The following is a 19,245-nucleotide window of genomic DNA, read 5'->3' on the forward strand; positions in this document are numbered from 1 at the left end:
TATTTTGAACAATATTTCACCCATTGATTGGGGATATTTTTAACATATTTGATAATGAAGAGCAAAACAAAAGATTGAGGAGAAAAATGAGCCCCGCCTATCAGAGTACTTTGGAAATCCTGCGCGACTTCTATCTTGCCTCTCATGATCTCTGTGATTTCAACAACAACATCGCAAACAATCTCCTGCGCATCCTAAATAGCCAAGAAATCCCTATTAATGCAGAGACTACAAGAGCATTGAGTGAATTTTATAGCTCAAAAGGACTACTAGCTAGCTTTGAAATCCAAAAGGACTTCCTTAAAATCTCGACAAAAATCACCAATCCCAGCGATAACGCATATGTATTCTTCCTTACTAAATGGATCAAAGCGCAGTTTAGAAACCAGAGGAAATTCACCCAAGAGACTCTGCATGATATTTTGGTGCATGCCAAGCAGAGCCTGCATCTAGAAGATGAATTTTTGTTTCGCGACATCCTGCGCGCTGCACTCAAAAAATCGCTCAATCTGCATGTGCGCGATTCTTTATTTTTCAAAAATCTAGACATTCGCATCAAAAAATTTGATCATGAATTTGCAAAAATCAATCAAGAGCTCCGCAGCCTCAAAAAGCTAGACCCCTCAAAACTCCTCACTCTTAGCGACAAAAAAAACATCATGATGTTGCTAAAAAATGCCCACACAAAGACGCTTTTACAAAAAAGCGCAGAAGAAGCAGCTAGCAGCTTTGAGGCATTCCCACTGCAGCTCAAACTGGATTTTTATGAGCTTTTTTTACACAATACCACACAAAAATTCCGTCTAAAAATTGGCAAATTCCTAAGCAATAAGACCCCTAGCATCTATCAAACCTGCTATGCGAGGGAATATGTCATGGAAAATCTCTGGGATAGCTTCTATCCCCTAAGCAAGCAGATGCTAGAATATGTCCTTGTCTCTGAGAGGTTTTTTGCATTCACAAAAGCCCAGGAAGACTCGCCAATTAGCAAAGATCCCAAGCAAAAAGAGCAGATCCTAAAAGATTTTTTTGCCACTCAAGATGCCAAGAATCACGCACAAGATAGCTTCCAAAATCTACAATCCCAGATCAAAGAAAATAGCAAAACCATCTTCAACCTCCAGCAACAATCCCTCAAAAAAGATCAAGAAATCCAAGAGCTAAGACAAAGACAAAAGGACCAAAAAACCCTAAAAGGCCCAAAAGAGGGTGAGGGTCTGCAATGGGAAAAAGAAAGCCAGAGCAATGAAAAGGCCCTATTTGCCGAAAAAGAGCGCCTAAAAGATGGGATAAACAAGCTCAAGCAAGACAATGAAGATCTCGATCAAAAGCTAAAGATCTATGAGAATAGAATCCAGGATCTGGATGCGGAATTTTTCATGAGAAAAGAGAAGTTTTATCTTTTGTGCGGGGATTTTGCAAAATACTTAGTGAGTCATTACCAAAAACAACATCCCGCTTAAGTCTTTTTCTTGCTTGAGGCATTTTTCCCACCGCGTTTTTTGATGTTTGCACCTGCTAAGCCCCTTTTGCCTCTCTCCTCTGCGCAAATCCCCACACTCCCACCCTTCAACAAGCCTGCAAAAAATCCATTTTCCTCGACTTAGATTTTCTCCCTAAATCTCAATTTTTCAACATATTTTGACAGTATTAGCACACAAAAATCCACAAAACTACGGCAAAAAAACGCAAAAAATCCCAAAATCCTCAAGCAAAATGCGCATTTCTCTTGACTTTAGAGAGACGTTATTATAGAATTGGCTTCTCATTTTTCTACATTTTTACAATCACACCAAAATTCATAAAGGAAATGAATGGCATCGGAGAAGACTCGTACCCATGTACCCGTCGAAGGGTATAAAATTGAAGAACTGCGCACTTACAAAATCGAAAAACTCATAAAAATATCCAAAGAACTCGGAGTAGAAAACCCCCAAGAATACAAAAGAAAAGACCTTATTTTTGAAATCCTAAAAAACCAAGTGAGTCAGGGAGGATTCATCCTATTTACCGGGATTTTAGAAGTCGTAGCAGATGGTTATGGGTTTTTACGAGGGATTGATGAAAATTTTACAGACAGTCAAAATGACACCTATGTAAGCCAATCCCAAATCAAAAAATTTGCCCTTAGAAATGGCGACATCGTCACAGGACAGGTGCGGTGCCCCAAAGATCAGGAGCGCTATTATGCACTACTAAAGATTGAGGCAGTCAACTACCTCCCACTAGAAGAGATCAAAAATCGCCCTCTTTTTGACAATCTCACACCCCTCTTCCCTGATGAACAGCTCAAACTCGAATACCAGCCCCTCAAAGTCACAGGCAGGATGCTTGATCTCTTTAGTCCCATTGGGAAAGGTCAGCGTGCCCTCATCGTCGCCCCACCACGCACCGGCAAAACCGAACTTATGAAAGAGCTCGCCCAAGCCATCACTTCCAATCACCCAGAAGTCGAGCTCATCGTCTTGCTCGTAGATGAGCGTCCTGAAGAAGTCACAGACATGCAGCGCAGCGTCAAGGGACAGGTTTTTAATTCCACTTTTGATCTGCCTGCAAATAATCACATTCGCGTAGCAGAGCTAGTGCTTGAGCGAGCAAAGCGTCTGGTAGAAATGAAACAAGATGTGGTGATTTTGCTAGATTCCATCACTCGTCTCGCACGCGCTTACAATGCCACTACTCCAAGTAGCGGTAAGGTGCTAAGTGGTGGGGTAGATGCTAATGCCCTCCACAAGCCAAAGAGATTTTTTGGTGCGGCCAGAAATATCGAACAGGGCGGAAGCCTCACCATCATTGCCACTGCTTTGATTGAAACAGGATCAAGAATGGATGAAGTGATTTTTGAAGAATTCAAAGGCACAGGAAATAGCGAAATCGTATTGGCTAGAAATATCGCAGATCGCAGGATCTACCCCGCCTTTGACATCCTCAAATCTGGCACCAGAAAAGACTCCCTCTTACTAGGAAGGGAAAAGCTTACAAAGGTCTGGATGCTGCGCAATGTCATGCAACAAATGGATGATGTAGAAGCCCTTGGCTTCATCTACTCCAAAATGCAAAAAACCAAGGATAATGAAGAATTCCTAAAACTCATGAATGAAAAAGAATAAATTGAAATTAGGTATTTTTGACAGCGGGGCGGGTGGACTTAGCGTGCTTGAGCATGTTTTGCGTGCAGAGATCTTTGACTCCATTATCTATTATGGTGATACAGCGCGCCTCCCCTATGGCACCAAACACCCAGATTCCATTATCTGTTTTTGTCTTGAGGCACTAGAATTTTTGCTCGTGCAAAATGTAGACATAATTATTGTTGCCTGCAATACTGCAAGCGCCCATGCCCTTGATGCCATGCAGAAAGCCGCGCCAAAAATCCCCATCATTGGCGTGATCGAGCCAGGAATCCTAGCAATAAAAAACAGACTCAAAAATCTTGATGCAAAAATCCTAGTGCTAGGCACCAAGGCCACAATTCAATCTGCACAATATCAAAGGCATCTAGAAAAGCTTGGTTATTCCAATATCACTGCGATTCCTACGAGTCTCTTTGTTTCGCTTGTAGAAGAGGGGATCTTTGAAGGTCCTCTAGTAGAGGAATGTTTGAGGTATTATTTTGGTGGCATTGATTTTGTTCCCGATGCTATTATTCTAGGCTGCACGCATTTCCCACTATTGCAAAAACCCATCGCAGCCTATTTCCAAAACAAAAGCCTGCTCATCCACGCAGGAGAGGCGATTGTGCAATACATCACACAAAACTCACATCTACTTTTTGAAAGCAAAAAAAGCAGGAGCCTTTTGAGCACAAAAGCAGGTATTGTGGGGGATTTGGTGGATGGGGCTCATAAACTGGATAATAAGACATGCAATAAAGCAGCGCAAATAAAAACACCACATGCTAGGAATTTAAATGCTAGGGCTAATAATCTACCAAGATGCAACCACACAACTCTGCAATTTTACGCCTCCAGCGATGAAAAAGGCCTCAAAAATACAGCACAAAACTGGCTCTCTAGCGCGAAAAATTTCACGATTTTGTAATCCCACCAAAATCAAAAACACAGCAAAACCTACAAAGACATAAAAGATGCACAAAAACCACAGGGGCGAGTCTCTGTCGCTGCCTGCTTTGAAACGTTAATCCTTCTTGGGTTATTTGTCGCTGTAGTATTTGCGACAAATAATGGGGCAAATAACATCGTATTCACAGATGGAGGTTTGGTGAATGCCAATCTCACGTCTACACTGGACCAAGGAATCAACACACTTGTGATGAATACAAACAACATCGTAACTAACCCCATTTTGCTTACTGGAAACGTAGTAACAAACACACCAGGGTGGGCTGGATCCAATAATCTTTTGTTCCAAAATAATGGAACTTCTAGCACTAACAGCGGCGTCGCGCCTGATGGAACTGGTGGCAATGCTACCTATGATGCCTAACACCACTGTAGATGGAACAGCAGTGACAAATCCCGCAGCACCAGTAACAGCACAAAACATTGAAGTAAACATCGCAAATACTGTGAATAATTTTACGGTGGATGGAAAACCAGTAGCAGGTGGAGATCTAGGCGCTGAAGGAAAGCCAGTAAACTTGAATTTTGATTTTGGTGGGATTGCAAGTAGTGGCACTGCTAAAACCTTCACCCTGAATCTTGGTGGTGCAGGTAATGCTAATGCAAAAGCCTGGTAGGGATTTTTGGGAATGTGACTGTGGATTACCACCAATGGAGGAAACACTCTAATCATCCAGAATTCTGGAATCACATTCAATAACACCAATGGAGTGAATAATTCTCCAGCCCTTACTCATGCAACAATCAAACCAGCAGCAGGTGGTGCAGGTCAAGCAAATCAGGCCACTGTTTTCCAACCCTCCTTCAAATCTAAAAGATTTGAAGGAACAAGCAGGCGGGCTTGGTAGTGGCAATAATGCTAATGCTAATGCTAATGCTATTGCAAAATTTGATCAGATCCAAAATTATTTGCAAAAATTTAATAACAATAGAAGTCAATTCAAAGACACACAAAGCATCTGCACGCAGTTCTAAAATCTCCACCACCTAGTGCAAATCGCCCCTACCATTTTTCCAAAAACCTTCACCCTGAATCTTGGGGATGCAAATCAAGCTAATGCAAAAAATTTGATTGGGAATCTTAACATCCTTGGCGCTGGAAATGCAACTCTAAATACAAACATCGCAAGCGGAGGGCCTGTAATCAATGTCAATACTGGCGCAACATTTAATGCTAACTTCAATAATGGTGCTACCATGACTGGGAACATCGTAACAGGAAATACTAATGGAACCAGTGGTACAGGAACAAATAAGATTACATTTGCTGATGCAAATGCAGGTGCAGATGGAAAACCAGCAACAGTAGAGGTGGGGGAATGAAATCGCTGTAACACTAGACAAATCCTCCAAAATAATGGAACTTCTAGCACTAACAGCGGCGGCGCTGCGGGTGTTGCCAGTGACGGAACCGGCGGGAATGCTATGCAAAGCAAATCAAGTGGCCACTAAAAACTAATGCAAGATGGAACAGCAGTGACAAATCAAGCATCCCGGGGAGCTATCACTAAAAATTTCTGATGTTCAAGAAAAGAATTTCTTGAAAAGAAAAGAGAAGAGCTCTTCTTTGAGAAATAGAAAATTCTTCCAACCTCTCATTGCTACTACTCTTGCATTTTCCCTTGCTTCAAGCTTTGTAAATGCAGCAGATACAATCACAGTGAAAGTAGATCCAGTACAAGCTACAAATAAGAGCAAATAATATTTGCAGCACCTGTTACTCCTGTTCCTACAAGCTTGATTTGTGTCTGCACCAGCTGGGTTTGTGCTAGGGGGGCTTTTGTCTGTGTTATCCAATGGATTGCCATTAAATTTATCCAAATAACCTTGGATCTGCCTTACCATCCACCGTAAAATTATTCACAGTATTTGCAATATTGACTTCAATATTTTGCCCTGTGGTTTTTGTGCATCTTTTATGTCTTTGTAGGTTTTGCTGTGTTTTTGATTTTGGTGGGATTACAAAATCGTGAAATTTTTTGCGCTAGAGAGCCAGTTTTGTGCTGTATTTTTGAGGCCTTTTTCATCGCTCTTGGCGCAAAATTGCAGAGTTGTGTGGTTGCATCTTGGTAGATTATTAGCCCTAGCAAAAATTCCTGCTACTTATGGCAGTTTATTTAACCCTAGTAAAATAGTGATGCTCCTTTTTATGGAGCATCTTTTGCGACAAATTGTCAACTTAGGGATTGAGCTAGCTCAATCCCGCTATTGCAAGAGAGTCTCAAACCTAAGTCATGACCTAGACTCAAACAGGTGCATTAGTTTTTACCCCCGCTTTGACAAGCTCACATCTTAAGCCAGAGACTAGTAAAGTAGCCTCAAGGATAAAAATCCTCAAAGCCTTTCAAAATCACCACTTCTATCACTTCTAAAAGCTGTGTTTTTGAGAAATTACAAAATTTAAACCTATAAGTAGCCCAGAGGCCCTTCCTCATATCACACAAAGCAAGGAGGAAGCATGTCTTAAAATCCTCTTCACTCACGCCCAGAACCTAATCCACACCTTCTACATGAGACTAGTCATACAAACACTGACTGCATTGCTACTAGGCTTGTCTAGATTCACGCCACCATCAAAAGCCTTTTGAACCAGAGCTTTTGTTAGAGGCAGTGTTGCGCACCAAAAAATTTCTAGAATTCCAAGACAAAAGCCCCCGGAATCCCCTCCATATTCCCCTCGTGCTTACTTCAGCCCAAGGCGGACTGAATCACTATGAGTGATTTTTTGGAAAATCACTCAATTTCTTCTGTCTCTTCTTTGTTTTCTTTCTTATCATCTTTTTTGATAGTGTCTTTCATACTACCTGCAAGAAGAGAAACGTATTTTCTGTTTTCGCCAAAGTTATAGCGATAGCCAATGTTGAATTGGTAATCTGTGATGATTTTGCCTCCAAAGCTTCTTTCAAAATCAAAGTAGAATCTATGATTATCTTTGACGACGAAGTTTGTACCAATGTTAAAGGCAAATCTACCAGTAGAGCTCAAAGTCCTTAAAGTGTTTACAGAACCTAGGTCAGACACGAGGGTAAGATTGCCACCACTGATATAATCGCCGATGTACCACAAGCCCAAATAAAGCTCTGAAGCCCAGCCCTTGTCTTCAGTGAATTGATTAAATCTATAACCAAAGTTGCTTCCAATTCGCCCCTGCACTGTGAAGATAGAACTTTGCTCGCCTTTTAGCCAGTGGCTTCCTAGGGTTTGCTTGATATTGCTTTGGTTGAAATAACCTAAAGCAACTTGCCCTTGTGGAGTGATATACCACTCGTTGTGATTTCCTAGCAAGAAGCGATAACCAATCTCTTGAGAGAAGGTGAAACCAAAGTTTTGCATGTTAGGAGAGCTGTCCTCACCAAACATTGTAAGCTTGTTCCACAAGAAGCTGAATTTTGCCACGCTATCACTATAAAAACCATACTTGAAATCTGTGCTAGAAGCAGCACCATCTTGTACATAGGAGTTGTAGAGCGAGATTTCAAAGGCATTTCCACCGCTGGATTTTACTCCCTTTTGTGCACCATTTACTAGCTGTTCTTTCTTCTCAGAGCTCATCGCTGCACCTGCATAAGCCACAGCAAAACCTAAAAAGTCATTTCCACCCTCGCTGCCAAATACATGATCCCATCCTGCCTGTACTGTGGTGTAGATTGAGGTAGTCTGAAGTGCAAATTTTGTGGTTTGCATACCATTAAACATACGCATCCAGAAGCCATTACTGCGCGGATTGCTGCGAAGCTCACCCATACGCTTATTGAGACTATCGATGTTTGCTAGGTAGAGATAGTAGTTGCTAGCAAGTGCTGTTGCTGTTGCGAGTTGGTTGGCCTCTGAAGTATTTGCCACTGCTTGACTGATGAAGTAAGTAGTATAGTCTTGAGCATTTGCCTGATCTTGGCTGCCACTAGCATTATTGCCACTGCTTGTGCCACCAGTCCCACCTAGTCCTGGGATACTACCTAGCCCTGGCGCTGGAGTACTATTTCCTGCGTTATTAGCATTATTTGTTTCTACCTTACCAAAGGCATTTGTTTTTACCGCAGTAAGTTTTGCATCAAACACATCAAAACCAATGACAGAACCCACAGTTGTGAAATTCACACTCGCCTGCCCACCTTCATTTTTTACAGTGGCTACCGCAACGTTACCTGCCCTCTCAGTACCTCCGCCATGGTATCTTACACCATCAAGATTTCCATTGCCTAGGATTTGGAGATATTCTGTCACAAGAGCGTTGTTCTGGGTTTGGTACACAATCACACGGTCACTATAGATGTTTCCATAGAGTCCAGATCCGTTGAAAGAATTCTGACCATTTAGAGTCGCGTTCCCCCGCCCACCCCCAGCACCATTTCCTTGGTTAGCATCTGCGTTTACATAGACTTTAAAGAGCGCATTGTTCCCACCAAGTCCTGAAGCTTGTTGCCCATTACCAACCGTAGTCGCATTTTGATTTGCTTGACCGACAGTAAGGAGGTTGAACCATGTTCTACTTGGGACATTATTGCTACCCCCACCTGTGGCTAGGTCAATGACGGTATTATTCTGGAGTGCAGTATAGTCATTAGCTTGATTTTTATCAAAGCTCACGCTTCCACCCTGGAATGTGATATTTGCATTAGCATTATTGCCACCATTCCCGTTATTTCCCGAAGCTATTGTCAAGTTATTGAGCGCCACATCTCCCCCTGTCCCAGCGCCGCTATTTTGCAAAATCAGCTTAGCCCCTTGATTGAGCTGCATATTCATTGTGAGGCCTTTTTGATTTTCGCCCGCAATGGTGCCAAGCAAAACACTATCACTTTTTAAGACGAGATTCACAATCCCACTGGTGTTATTCATGCCGTTCGTCCCTGTAGCTTGTTTGCTTGTAAGAGCAGAGATGTTTCCTACTGCAACCCCTTCCAAAGTAATGTTATTCACAAAGCTATTCCCGCCAGTGCTAGAAGTTCCATTACCACTCTTCACGAGGCTAACATTTAGAGGGATTCCTTGAGTCGCAAATTTTGCATCGGAGTCCACCTTCGCAATTTTTGCTAAGATAGCATCCTTAAAAAACGCCATGAAAGACCCCGAATAAAGCCCATTTTGTCCCTGCAAGGTCACATTTTTATCACTTAGGCTCATTTGAATCCCGTTTTGATAAGTCACTCCTAGCACCTTCCCAGCGCCTAGATCATTTCTAAACTGCCCTCCAAACGCATCGCTTACTAGCGTACTACTCCCTGTTGCCCCATTAAGCGTAGGAGTCCCGCGATTATCAGCGTTTGCAAAGATCAAATTCACACTAGAAGTATTTTGACTACCATTCCAAACATAATTACTAGTCCCATTTCCACCTAAATAATAACCTCCATAAGTGATGGTTGCACTAGCATTTACAGGTGCCTCTAAGACGATATTTGCGCTACTGTTATTTCCACCTACAGTGACGTTGTATTGCGCTGCTTGACTTGGAAGATTTGCAAGAGTAGTGGTGTTTCGTAGCACCAAAGTAGCAGTACCTCCATTTGTGGCAGTTAAGTTCCCCGTTGCATTTGCGCTTGCACTATTGCCATTAAATTTATCCAAATAACCTTGGATCTGCTGGGATTTTGCATTAGCATTAGCATTATTGCCACCACCAAGCCCGCCTACTTGTATCAAATTTCCTAGATTTGTAGGAGCCCAGTAAGTATTACTAAAGATTGCTTGTACAGACCCTCCATTGGCTACGATATTTCCCACATAAGCAACCTGATTTAGCACTGTTTGAGCAGGATCACTGCCACCAGTTCCATCAGATGCGGGCGCAGCGCCGCCAGGGCTAGAAGTTCCATTATTTTGGAACAAAAGATTATTGGATCCAGCCCACCCTGGTGTGTTTGTTACTACGTTTCCAGTAAGCAAAATGGGGTTAGTTACGATGTTGTTTGTATTCATCACAAGTGTGTTGATTCCTTGGTCCAGTGTAGACGTGAGATTGGCATTCACCAAACCTCCATCTGTGAATACGATGTTATTTGCCCCATTATTTGTCGCTGTAATATTTGCAGCGGGTGTATTTCCTGCTGCTGCACCTGCTACTGGATTTCCTTCAAGCTTGGCAAAGTTATAGAAATTGAGGGTATTTACTCCTTGATAGGCACTCTTGATATTGCCCTGGAAAACAGTGGCATTTGGATTTGCTTGACCTGCACCACCTGCTGCTGGTTTGATTGTTGCATGAGTAAGGGCTGGAGAATTATTCACTCCATTGGTGTTATTGAATGTGATTCCAGAATTCTGGATGATTAGAGTGTTTCCTCCATTGGTGGTACTCACAGTCACATTCCCAAAATTTAGGGTGTTATTCACTCCGCCAGTTCCTGAAGCGATTACGTTCCCTGTATAATGAACGCCTTGTTCTTTAAAGGTTACCACATTCATTCCCAGAGATTGCCCCGTCGCATTACCTGCTATGATATCCCCTTTCATCGTACCTTTCTCAAAAGTTACATTGTTGATACCGCCGTACGTGCTAATGTTTCCTGTCAATACTGTTGCTGGATCTGCTTGACCTGCACCACCTGCTGCATTTGCACCATTAAATGTAATATTATTTGTTCCTGTACCACTGGTTCCATTAGTATTTCCTGTTACGATGTTTCCAGTCATGGTAGCACCACCACTAAAAGTAGCATTGAATGTTGCGCCAGTATTGACATTGATTACAGGCCCTCCGCTTGCGATGTTTGTATTTAGAGTTGCATTTCCAGCGCCAAGGATGTTGAGATTCCCAGTTAGTGCATTAGCATTACCTGCACCACCAAGATTCAGGGTGAAGGTTTTGGCTGGATTGCCAGCAATCCCACCAAAATCAAAATTCAAGTTTACTGGATTTCCTTCAGCGCCTAGATCTGCACCTGCTGGATCTGCCTTACCATTTACCGTAAAACTATTCACTCCGCTTGCGATGTTTGCTACTATGTTCGTCCCTGTTACTGGATTTGCTGGATTTGCTGCTGGTACTGCTGTTCCATTTACGGTGGTGTTAGCACCATTGGTAAATGTAAAAGTAGCATTCCCGCCGCTTCCGCTTACTTCAGCATTTGGATTTGCACCTGCTGCTTGATTTACTGTCACTGTGATTCCTTCTGCATTTACAAAGCTTGAAGCAAGGGAAAATGCAAGAGTAGTAGCAATGAGAGGTTGGAAGAATTTTCTATTTCTCAAAGAAGAGCTCTTCTCTTTTCTTTTCAAGAAATTCTTTTCTTGAACATCAGAAATTTTTGTCATGTTGTGATCTCCTAAGGTTAATTTTGTTTTTTGTCGCAAAAAAAAATTACGCACTGTATTTTACATAAAAAAAGCTTAAAAAAAAATTAATTTTGTAGTTTTTTTGGAAAATTTTTAGCGGGGAGCAGCCAGGCACGGCGCGGCATTTGAGGGCAAAGAGCCGCGGGGGGGGTTCTTATCCTAAAGCCTAGGGGATTGCTGGCAATCCCACCAAAATACTGGCAAAAGGCTTTGCTTATTATCAAGTACTTACAAGACTCAAAGATAGGCACATGAGCCAAAAATTCTATACATCTCGCGCAGCGAGGCGAAAAATTTTGCATAAACTAAGCGCGCAAGCGCGGGAAAATTTTAATTTTTGCTCATTTTTTGATGAGATTTTGCCCTTAAGCTCATCCCTGGTATTACTTGCGCTTGAAAGTGGCGCGCGGGAAAATTTTAAAATCTCCGGCTAGGATTCTATCACAATTTTCTAGAATTTTTGGCTTTTTTGATGCCGCCAAACTCCCATCACCAAACTAGCTGTGCCACTCACATCTCAATCAAACCCAGCAAATCCTAGGTAAATCCCGCCAAGTACCAAAAAAATATCATGAAATTTTGTCAAATGGGGATTTTTATAGATTTTTATGGATTTTTAGCCACAATAAAGGAGATGGGATGAGGGGGGGATTCCTCTGAATCTTGGGAATGCAAATACTGTGAATAGTTTTATGGTGGATGGAAAACCAGCAGGTGCAGGCTTAGGCGCTGAAGGAAATCCAGTAAACTTGAATTTTGATTTTGGTGGGATTGCTGGCAATCCAGCCAAAACCTTCACCCTGAATCTTGGTGGTGCAGGTAATGCTAATGCACTAACTGGGAATCTCAACATCCTTGGCGCTGGAAATGCAACTCTAAATACAAACACCAATGGAAGCATCGCAAGCGGAGGGCCTGTAATCAATGTCAATAAAGATGCAAAAGCAAGGAAATTTCAGATAAAATCCCGCACAAATTTTGTAATTTCTCAAAAATTCCAAAAAAGGCCGCTCATGCAAAAGATTTTTTTCTCATTTTTGATTTTTTGGAGTTTTGTTTTTGCACTCGATAGCAAGAGAGCAAAGGACACAGCAGCTACACCCACGCAAACCACAACAGGAGCCATAAAGAGGGATTTTTGGAAAAATGGGCTTATTAGCATAGAAGCGGATTTCGTGCAGATCACTCACCAAGGGAGCCAAAAGCTCATCTACACAGGCAAGCTCTATGCCAAAAATCCCAGTCTGGCCAAATGGATCTATGAAACCCCACTGAAAAAAACCATCTATCTCAACAAAAAAGAGGCCATTATCTATGAGCCTATGCTTGAGCAAGCCACTTTCACACATCTCACAAAGCAGGTGGATTTTTTTGCGATCCTGCACAAAGCCACTCTGGGGCAAGATGGCAAATACCACGCGAAGGTGGGGGATGCGCAGTATGTGCTCTCCTTTGCCAAAAATCTGCCGCATAAAATTACCTTTATTGATGAGTTGCAAAACAAAATCGAGATTATTTTGAAAAATCTCAAGGTCAATCCCACTTTGAGTGATGGGATTTTTGTTTTTACCCCGCCAAATAACATTGACATCATCGAGCAATGAGGCTACACCAAGGGAGGACAGATAGGCAGGCGGAGTCATGAGTTAGGGAGGCCCTTAACAATAACAGATACGATTCTACTAAGGCAGGTGCTTTTAAATGACATCCAGGGCCAAGTAGGTGGTGTAGGTGGTGTAGGTGGTGTAGGCGCGCCAGCCCGCCCCCAGCGCCCGCTGCGGTAAATGCAATCACAGTGACAGTAACTCCAGCAGCAGGTGCAAATCAAAATGCTGAAGTAAGCGGAAGCGGCGGGAATGCTACTTTTACATTTACCAATGGTGCTAACACCACTGTAAATGGAACAGCAGTACCAGCAGCAAATCCACAAACTGCCACAGGGACGAACATAATAGCAAACATCGCAAGCGGAGTGAATAGTTTTACGGTGGATGGTAAGGCAGACCCAGCAGGTGCAGATCAAGCAGGTCAAGCAAATCAAAATCTAGGCGCTGCAGGAAATCCAGTAAACTTGAATTTTGATTTTGGTGGGATTGCAAGTAGTGGCACTGCTAAAACCTTCACCCTGAATCTTGGGGATGCTAATGCAAAAAATTTGATTGGGAATCTTAACATCCTTGGTGGTGGAAATGCAATTCCAGACAATCGCATGGAATAACGCAAATAAAGCAAAATTTCCCAACCCTTACTCATGCGACAATCACACCAGCTGCAGCAGGTGGTGCAGGTCAAGCCACTGTTTTCAACTCCTTTTTCAACGCTGGGGCTTGCTACAAATCTAGGAAATTTGATACAAGTAGGCGGGCTTGGTGGTGGCAATAATGCTAATGCTAATGCAAGATTTGATCAGATCCAGAGTTATTTGGATAAATTTGGCGGCAATAGTGCAAGCGCAAATGCGACGGGGATGCCAAGCTAGTAGGTGGTGTAGATCCAGCAGATCCAGCACAAGCACAGCGCGGTAAATGCAATCACAGTGACAGTAAATCAAGCACAAGCAGCAAATCAAACTGCGCAAGCTACAATCTAAGAACAAATAAGATTACATTTGATGGTGCAGGTGCAGCAGGTGGAGATCCCGTAGTATTGAGGGCAATGTGATTACCACACCACCAGGGTGGGCTGGATCCAATAATCTTTTGTTCCAAAATAATGGAACTTCTAGCACTGGCGGCGCTGCGGGTGTTGCTAGTGATGGATCTACTGGCAATGCTATGCAAAGCAAATCCCCCACAATGGCAGTCTGATAAAAGATGGAACTCCAGTAGCAGATCCAGCACCACAAAATGCTACAGGGCAAAACATTGAAGTCAATATTGCAAATACCGTGAATAGCTTTACGGTGACAGGAAAACCAGCAGCAGGTGGAGATACAAATCTAGGCGCTACAGCAGTAGCAAAAAGAGCAAATCCAAATGCCACTGTTTTAATGCAATGAGCTCTAGCACTAGGAAATCCAGATACTGCAAATATTACAGCATCAAATCCAAAAAATATTTTTCAATTGGGCTTGCTAATGGGCTTGCTGGCAATCTAGGAAAGTTGATAGGTCAAGCAGGCGGGCTTGGTGGTGCAAATAATGCTAATGCTAATGCAAAATCCCAGCAAATTAGCGATTATTTGCAAAAATTTAATGACAATAGCGCAAATGCGACGGGGATGCCAAGCTAGTAGGTGGTGTAGATCCAGCAGATCCAGCACAAGCACAGCGCGGTAAATGCAATCACAGTGAAAGTAAATCAAGCACAAGCTCCAAATCAAACTGCGCAAGCTACAATCTAAGAACAAATAAGATTACATTTGATGGTGCAGGTGCAGGTGCAGATGGAAATCCAGAAACAGTATTGACAGGAAACATTAAGGAAACATTAGCACGATCCCAAAATAATGGAACTTCTAGCCCTGGCGGCGGCGCGCCCGCATCTGATGGAACTGGTGGCAGTGCTACCTTTGGTGCTAGCACCACCATAAATGGAAATCCAGCAAATCCAGCAAATCCAGTAACAGGGACGAACATAGTAGCAAACATCGCAAGCGGAGTGAATAGTTTTACGGTAAATGGTAAGGCAGATCCAGCAGGTGCAGATCCAGCAAATCAGACCACTGTTTTCCAGGGCAATATCAAGAGTGCCTATCAAGGAGTAAATACCCTCAATTTCTATAACTTTGCCAAGCTTGAAGGAACTCCAGTAACAGGTGCAGCAGCAGGAAATACACCCGCTGCAAATATTACAGCGACAAATCCAAAAATATTTTTCAACGCAATGGACTCCTACAAATCTAGGAAATTTGATGCAAGTAGGCGGGCTGAATGCAGGTGGTGGAGATGCTAATGCTCAAGCAAAATCCCAGCAGATAGAAAATTATTTGCAAAAATTTAATAACGATAGCGCAAATGCAACGGGGATGCCAAGCAATGCAGCAGGTGCAGGTAATGCAGATCAAGCAGGTAATGCAGATCAAGCAGATCAAGCAGATCAAGCACAACCAGCAGCCCCAGCGCCCGCTGTGGTAAGTGGAATCACAGTGACAGTAGAAAATCCAGCAGATCCAAATCAAACTGCGACGGTAAGCGGAAATAACGGGAATGCTACTTTTACATTTACCAATGGTGCTAACACCACCGTAAATGGAACAGCAGTGACAAATCAAGCATCCCGGGGAGCTATCACTAAAAATTTCTGATGTTCAAGAAAAGAATTTCTTGAAAAGAAAAGAGAAGAGCTCTTCTTTGAGAAATAGAAAATTCTTCCAACCTCTCATTGCTACTACTCTTGCATTTTCCCTTGCTTCAAGCTTTGTAAATGCAGAAGGAATCACAGTGACAGTAAAAAGAGTCATTTTTTCAATTGGGCTTGTACTGGGCTCCTACAAATCTAGGAAATTTGATGCAAGTAGGCGGGCTGAATGCAGGTGGTGCAGGTGCTAATGCTATTGCAAAATCCCAGCAGATCCAAGGTTATTTGGATAAATTTAATGGCAATCCATTGGATAACACAGACAAAAGCCCCCCTAGCACAAACCCAGCTGGTGCAGACACAAATCAAGCTTGAAGGAAATCCAGTAGCAGGTGCAGATCAAGCAGCCCCAGCGCCCGCTGCAAATATCACAGCGACAAATCCAAAAATATTTTTCAATTGGGCTTACTACTGGGCTTGCTGGCAATCTAGGAAAGTTGATGGAACAAGCAGGTGGGCTTGGTGGTGTAAGTGGAAATACTAATGCTCAAGCAAGAGGCCAGCAGATAGAAAATTATTTGCAAAAATTTAATAACGATAGCGCAAATGCAACGGGGATGCCAAGCTAGTAGGTGCAGGTGGAAATGCACAAGGTGCAGACCCAGCAGATCCAGCAAATCAAAATCTAGGCGCTACAGGAAAGCCAGTAAACTTGAATTTTGATTTTGGTGGGATTGCAAGTAGTGGCACTGCTAAAACCTTCACCCTGAATCTTGGTGGTGCAGGTAATGCTAATGCACTAACTGGGAATCTCAACATCCTTGGCGCTGGAAATGCAACTCTAAATACAAACATCGCAAGCGGAGGGCCTGTAATCAATGTCAATACTGGCGCAACATTCAATGCTACTTTTAGTGGTGGTGCTACCATGACTGGAAACATCGTAACAGGAAATACTAATGGAACCAGTGGTACAGGAACAAATAATATTACATTTAATGGTGCAAATGCAGCAGGTGGTGCAGGTCAAGCAGATCCAGCAACAGTAGAGGTGGGGGAATGAAATCGCTATAACACTGTGCAAATCCTCCAAAATAATGGAACTTCTAGCCCTGGCGGCAGCTCTAGCGGTGGAACTGTTAACAATAATCCTGCTCAAACAGTGCTAAATCAGGTTGCTTATGTGGGAAATAGGGAATGCTAATAAAAGCATTTATTTAAGGAGGATAAGCGGGGTTATGGTTTCTATGGAATAATTATAAAAGAGGTTGCCTTAAGAGGGCGCAACCTCTCAAGGTAGCCTACTTTATTAAGAAAGGAGGCTATAAAATGAACAAAGAGTTAATCATCTTACTCTTGCAACTGATTATAGCTATAATTTGGTTAATAATCAGAATTCTAGGGTAAAGCCTCCGCGTATTGCGGAGGGTATTAGCTCTTAGCCCTCTTTTCCTGCCCCAAATTTTGGCTTTTGCATTGTGGATAGCAATCATCCTACTCCTTTATTTTTCATACATTAAGAAGACTTTCAAGGAATTACAGTCGAGTTTTTTGCATGCTGCAGGTGCAGCAAGTGGAGGTGCAGCTGTAGCATGCAAATATCACAGCAACAATAATGGTGCTAATAATCTCGTGTTTACCGATGGTGGGCTTGTGAATGCAGCAGTAAATAGTATGGGGCAAGGAGTGAATACGCTAGTAATGAATACTAGCAATATCGTAAGTAATCCTATCTTGCTCACAGGAAATGCAGTAACAAATCAAGCAGAAGGTGCGGGTGTGGGTGGAAATAACCTTTACTTCCAAAATAATGGAACTTCTAGCCCTGGCAGCGGCGGCGCGCCTGATGGAACTGTACAAAATAATGCTAATGCTAAGATTGCTGTAATTTTATCTAGAGCTCCCTGCACCACTAGAGTCATTGCAATCCTCTTTGCACTCCCAGTGTGGCAAAAAGCTCTAGCAATAACCCGCAGGGAGTAAAATCCCACACAAAGCATGCCAATGATGGCCTCAAATTCTCACGCAGCCACTTGGCATTTGATCCCTCTAAAAACACAAATTCTCTCCCCTCTCCAAAACACCCCCTACCCCCAAAGCTATAAAAATCCCTCCAGATAGCGCGCAAAAATTTAGCTACTCAATTTTATATTTGATCAGCTTATGCTTGAGTACATCTAGCTGCATTCCCAAAACTTCTGCACATTTTTGAATATCTCCCTTGCAATCTGCTAGTACTTCAGAAATCAGCTCGCTCTCAAGCCCTGCGATTCTCCCTTCTCTTTCTTTTTTTGGCTGCTTTGGCTCTAGAAATAAATCTTTTTCTAAAATCTCTACCCCATCGCTCAAAATCACTGCACGCTCAACCACAGAGAGCAATTCTCTAATATTGCCATGCCATTCATACGCAAGCATTTTCTCCACCGCTTCTTTGCTAAATTTTTTTTCTTCAAAGCCATATTGGGCTATGACCTCCTGGCGCTTCCATTCTGCCAAAGGCAAAATCTCTTCTTTGCGCTCGCGCAGTGGTGGGATATGCAGCGGGATGGTCTGAAGGCGGAAAAACAAATCTTCTCGAAATTCCTTATCTGCAATCTTTTTTTGAAGTTCTGCATTGGTAGCAGAGAGAAAGCGCACATCAATTTTGATGCTTTTGGTGCTGCCTAGTCGTGTGATCTCCTTTTCTTGGATTGCACGAAGGAGCTTTGCTTGCAAACCTAGGGGCATTTCTCCGATCTCATCCAAAAACACGCTCCCTCCATTGGCACTTTCAAAAAGTCCTGCTTTTGAGGTAGTGGCATCCGTAAATGCGCCTTTTTCATAGCCAAAAAGCTCAGATTCCAATAGATGCTCAGGAAGAGCTGCCATATTAATCGCAATGAAAGGAGCAGATGCGCGCAAAGAACTCTGATGGATAAAATTTGCAAAAACTTCTTTGCCTACTCCACTCTCCCCTAGCAACAATATGCTAGCATCTGTCGTTGCGGCTTTTTGCGCGATTTTGCGCAGTTGGGCTAGCGCAGGAGAATCTGCGACAAAATGCTTTTTTTCTTTTGGAGGCTTTGGGAGATTTTTGGGAGCTTGTTTTTTTTGGAATTCTAGAAATTTTTTGGTGCGCAACACTGCCTCTAACAAAAGCTCTGGCTCAAAAGGCTTTTGAAAAAAATCTGCTACTCCTAGGCGAATGGATTCTACGGCTTTGTTTAGAGTTGCATTTCCTGTAATCACAATCGCTTCATATTTTTTGTTGAGCTTGGCAAGGAATTCTAACCCATCCATTTGAGGCATATTGATATCTGTGATCACAAGCTCAAAGCTATCATCCAATGCTTTGAGTGCATCTCTGGGGTTTTTGAAGGTGATGACCTCTAGCTCTTTGACATCAGCAAAAAATAGCTCTAGGCTTTTGCGCATATTAATATCATCTTCGACAATGGCAACTTTCATGATTTCTCCTTAAAAATTTTCCTATATCCATTTTGACAAGGGGGAGGGGCTTATATGGCAAGCATAGGAAAGAGCCTGGGCTCCTGGCTCCCGTGCACCCCTGCGCGCTGCACCCTTATCCATCCCCCACCCCGACACGCTGCTTTATTTTATTATTTTTGAAAGCAGCTAGCGCTGAATGCAGGGGATTTTAAAAACATACC

At 42.7% G+C, this 19,245-nt stretch carries 21 protein-coding genes; 18 read left to right on the forward strand and 3 right to left on the reverse strand.

What is annotated here, in order from left to right:
* Nucleotides 1–86: 86 nt before the first annotated feature.
* From DQN48_RS04570 to DQN48_RS04600, 7 genes are all read left to right on the forward strand, one after another.
* Nucleotides 87–1,463 (forward strand): coiled-coil domain-containing protein, encoded by a 1,377-nt coding sequence (locus DQN48_RS04570; protein ID WP_041913143.1) that lies wholly within the window; start codon nucleotides 87–89, stop codon nucleotides 1,461–1,463.
* A 351-nt stretch (nucleotides 1,464–1,814) separates the two neighbouring features.
* Nucleotides 1,815–3,110 (forward strand): transcription termination factor Rho, encoded by a 1,296-nt coding sequence (gene rho, locus DQN48_RS04575; RefSeq protein ID WP_013023182.1) that lies wholly within the window; start codon nucleotides 1,815–1,817, stop codon nucleotides 3,108–3,110.
* The gene (gene murI / locus DQN48_RS04580) at nucleotides 3,097–4,041 is read left to right on the forward strand and encodes a glutamate racemase (RefSeq protein ID WP_049762195.1); all 945 of its coding nucleotides are present in this window, start codon (nucleotides 3,097–3,099) and stop codon (nucleotides 4,039–4,041) included. Before rho ends, murI begins: the two co-directional genes overlap by 14 nt.
* A 180-nt stretch (nucleotides 4,042–4,221) precedes the next feature.
* A complete protein-coding gene (locus DQN48_RS04585) occupies nucleotides 4,222–4,446 on the forward strand; it encodes a hypothetical protein (RefSeq protein ID WP_041913144.1) in 225 nt (74 codons plus the stop codon).
* Nucleotides 4,427–4,699, forward strand: a complete 273-nt coding sequence (locus DQN48_RS07825) for a hypothetical protein (protein ID WP_231902612.1) — start codon at nucleotides 4,427–4,429, stop codon at nucleotides 4,697–4,699. The genes DQN48_RS04585 and DQN48_RS07825 overlap by 20 nt, the downstream gene beginning before the upstream one ends.
* A 118-nt stretch (nucleotides 4,700–4,817) precedes the next feature.
* Complete coding sequence (locus DQN48_RS04595; protein WP_111713507.1) at nucleotides 4,818–5,057, forward strand: Hsr recombination cassette protein; 240 nt, start codon at nucleotides 4,818–4,820, stop codon at nucleotides 5,055–5,057.
* 15 nt (nucleotides 5,058–5,072) lie between these two features.
* Nucleotides 5,073–5,405, forward strand: coding sequence for a hypothetical protein (locus tag DQN48_RS04600; protein ID WP_013023187.1), 333 nt, complete (start codon nucleotides 5,073–5,075; stop codon nucleotides 5,403–5,405).
* Nucleotides 5,406–5,764: 359 nt separating this feature from the next.
* On the opposite strand, the gene DQN48_RS07870 is transcribed toward DQN48_RS04600, so the two are convergent.
* Nucleotides 5,765–5,890, reverse strand: coding sequence for a hypothetical protein (locus DQN48_RS07870; protein WP_013023190.1), 126 nt, complete (start codon nucleotides 5,888–5,890; stop codon nucleotides 5,765–5,767).
* A gap of 925 nt (nucleotides 5,891–6,815) precedes the next feature.
* The gene (locus DQN48_RS04610; protein ID WP_013023194.1) at nucleotides 6,816–11,336 is read right to left on the reverse strand and encodes an autotransporter outer membrane beta-barrel domain-containing protein; all 4,521 of its coding nucleotides are present in this window, start codon (nucleotides 11,334–11,336) and stop codon (nucleotides 6,816–6,818) included.
* Nucleotides 11,337–12,037: 701 nt separating this feature from the next.
* Between DQN48_RS04610 and lolA the strand changes: the two genes are divergently transcribed.
* The 11 genes from lolA (at nucleotide 12,038) to DQN48_RS04665 (ending at nucleotide 17,578) form a co-directional block, all read left to right on the forward strand.
* Nucleotides 12,038–12,961 carry a LolA-like outer membrane lipoprotein chaperone gene (gene lolA / locus DQN48_RS04620; protein WP_049762197.1) on the forward strand — a complete coding sequence of 308 codons (924 nt, stop codon included), beginning with the start codon at nucleotides 12,038–12,040 and terminating at the stop codon, nucleotides 12,959–12,961.
* Between the two features lie 191 nt (nucleotides 12,962–13,152).
* Nucleotides 13,153–13,575, forward strand: coding sequence for a hypothetical protein (locus DQN48_RS07830; RefSeq protein ID WP_013023198.1), 423 nt, complete (start codon nucleotides 13,153–13,155; stop codon nucleotides 13,573–13,575).
* A gap of 33 nt (nucleotides 13,576–13,608) precedes the next feature.
* On the forward strand, nucleotides 13,609–13,836 hold the full coding sequence (locus DQN48_RS04630; RefSeq protein WP_013023199.1) for a hypothetical protein: 228 nt from the start codon (nucleotides 13,609–13,611) through the stop codon (nucleotides 13,834–13,836).
* Between the two features lie 515 nt (nucleotides 13,837–14,351).
* Entirely contained in the window at nucleotides 14,352–14,588 is a 237-nt protein-coding gene (locus DQN48_RS07765) for a hypothetical protein (RefSeq protein WP_013023201.1), read from the forward strand.
* Between the two features lie 173 nt (nucleotides 14,589–14,761).
* On the forward strand, nucleotides 14,762–15,250 hold the full coding sequence (locus DQN48_RS07770; RefSeq protein WP_013023202.1) for a hypothetical protein: 489 nt from the start codon (nucleotides 14,762–14,764) through the stop codon (nucleotides 15,248–15,250).
* Nucleotides 15,210–15,602, forward strand: a complete 393-nt coding sequence (locus DQN48_RS07775; protein ID WP_013023203.1) for a hypothetical protein — start codon at nucleotides 15,210–15,212, stop codon at nucleotides 15,600–15,602. The genes DQN48_RS07770 and DQN48_RS07775 overlap by 41 nt, the downstream gene beginning before the upstream one ends.
* 203 nt (nucleotides 15,603–15,805) lie before the next feature.
* A complete protein-coding gene (locus DQN48_RS07780) occupies nucleotides 15,806–15,970 on the forward strand; it encodes a hypothetical protein (protein ID WP_013023205.1) in 165 nt (54 codons plus the stop codon).
* Between the two features lie 17 nt (nucleotides 15,971–15,987).
* The gene (locus DQN48_RS04655) at nucleotides 15,988–16,224 is read left to right on the forward strand and encodes a hypothetical protein (RefSeq protein WP_013023206.1); all 237 of its coding nucleotides are present in this window, start codon (nucleotides 15,988–15,990) and stop codon (nucleotides 16,222–16,224) included.
* A gap of 83 nt (nucleotides 16,225–16,307) precedes the next feature.
* The gene (locus DQN48_RS04660) at nucleotides 16,308–16,658 is read left to right on the forward strand and encodes a hypothetical protein (RefSeq protein WP_013023207.1); all 351 of its coding nucleotides are present in this window, start codon (nucleotides 16,308–16,310) and stop codon (nucleotides 16,656–16,658) included.
* A 15-nt stretch (nucleotides 16,659–16,673) separates the two neighbouring features.
* Nucleotides 16,674–16,799, forward strand: coding sequence for a hypothetical protein (locus tag DQN48_RS07875; RefSeq protein ID WP_013023208.1), 126 nt, complete (start codon nucleotides 16,674–16,676; stop codon nucleotides 16,797–16,799).
* 272 nt (nucleotides 16,800–17,071) lie between these two features.
* Nucleotides 17,072–17,578, forward strand: a complete 507-nt coding sequence (locus tag DQN48_RS04665) for a hypothetical protein (RefSeq protein ID WP_158303471.1) — start codon at nucleotides 17,072–17,074, stop codon at nucleotides 17,576–17,578.
* Nucleotides 17,579–17,731: 153 nt separating this feature from the next.
* Here DQN48_RS04665 and DQN48_RS04670 read toward each other — a convergent pair whose 3' ends face one another.
* Nucleotides 17,732–19,042, reverse strand: a complete 1,311-nt coding sequence (locus tag DQN48_RS04670; RefSeq protein ID WP_013023210.1) for a sigma-54-dependent transcriptional regulator — start codon at nucleotides 19,040–19,042, stop codon at nucleotides 17,732–17,734.
* Nucleotides 19,043–19,245: the final 203 nt, after the last annotated feature.

The sequence above is a fragment of the Helicobacter mustelae genome (assembly GCF_900476215.1).
GTDB classification, from domain to species: Bacteria; Campylobacterota; Campylobacteria; order Campylobacterales; family Helicobacteraceae; genus Helicobacter_H; species Helicobacter_H mustelae.

Bases quoted from the DNA above. Each gene is read 5' to 3' on its own strand.
- rho (WP_013023182.1), top strand. From the start codon at position 1,815: ATGGCATCGGAGAAGACTCGTACCCATGTACCCGTCGAAGGGTATAAA.
- DQN48_RS04630 (WP_013023199.1), top strand. From the start codon at position 13,609: ATGCGACAATCACACCAGCTGCAGCAGGTGGTGCAGGTCAAGCCACTG.
- DQN48_RS07870 (WP_013023190.1), bottom strand. From the start codon at position 5,890: ATGGCAATCCATTGGATAACACAGACAAAAGCCCCCCTAGCACAAACC.
- DQN48_RS07825 (WP_231902612.1), top strand. From the start codon at position 4,427: ATGCTACCTATGATGCCTAACACCACTGTAGATGGAACAGCAGTGACA.
- murI (WP_049762195.1), top strand. From the start codon at position 3,097: ATGAAAAAGAATAAATTGAAATTAGGTATTTTTGACAGCGGGGCGGGT.
- DQN48_RS07765 (WP_013023201.1), top strand. From the start codon at position 14,352: ATGAGCTCTAGCACTAGGAAATCCAGATACTGCAAATATTACAGCATC.
- DQN48_RS04670 (WP_013023210.1), bottom strand. From the start codon at position 19,042: ATGAAAGTTGCCATTGTCGAAGATGATATTAATATGCGCAAAAGCCTA.
- DQN48_RS07780 (WP_013023205.1), top strand. From the start codon at position 15,806: ATGCAAGTAGGCGGGCTGAATGCAGGTGGTGCAGGTGCTAATGCTATT.
- DQN48_RS07775 (WP_013023203.1), top strand. From the start codon at position 15,210: ATGCAAGTAGGCGGGCTGAATGCAGGTGGTGGAGATGCTAATGCTCAA.
- DQN48_RS04610 (WP_013023194.1), bottom strand. From the start codon at position 11,336: ATGACAAAAATTTCTGATGTTCAAGAAAAGAATTTCTTGAAAAGAAAA.
- DQN48_RS04570 (WP_041913143.1), top strand. From the start codon at position 87: ATGAGCCCCGCCTATCAGAGTACTTTGGAAATCCTGCGCGACTTCTAT.
- DQN48_RS04595 (WP_111713507.1), top strand. From the start codon at position 4,818: ATGCAACAATCAAACCAGCAGCAGGTGGTGCAGGTCAAGCAAATCAGG.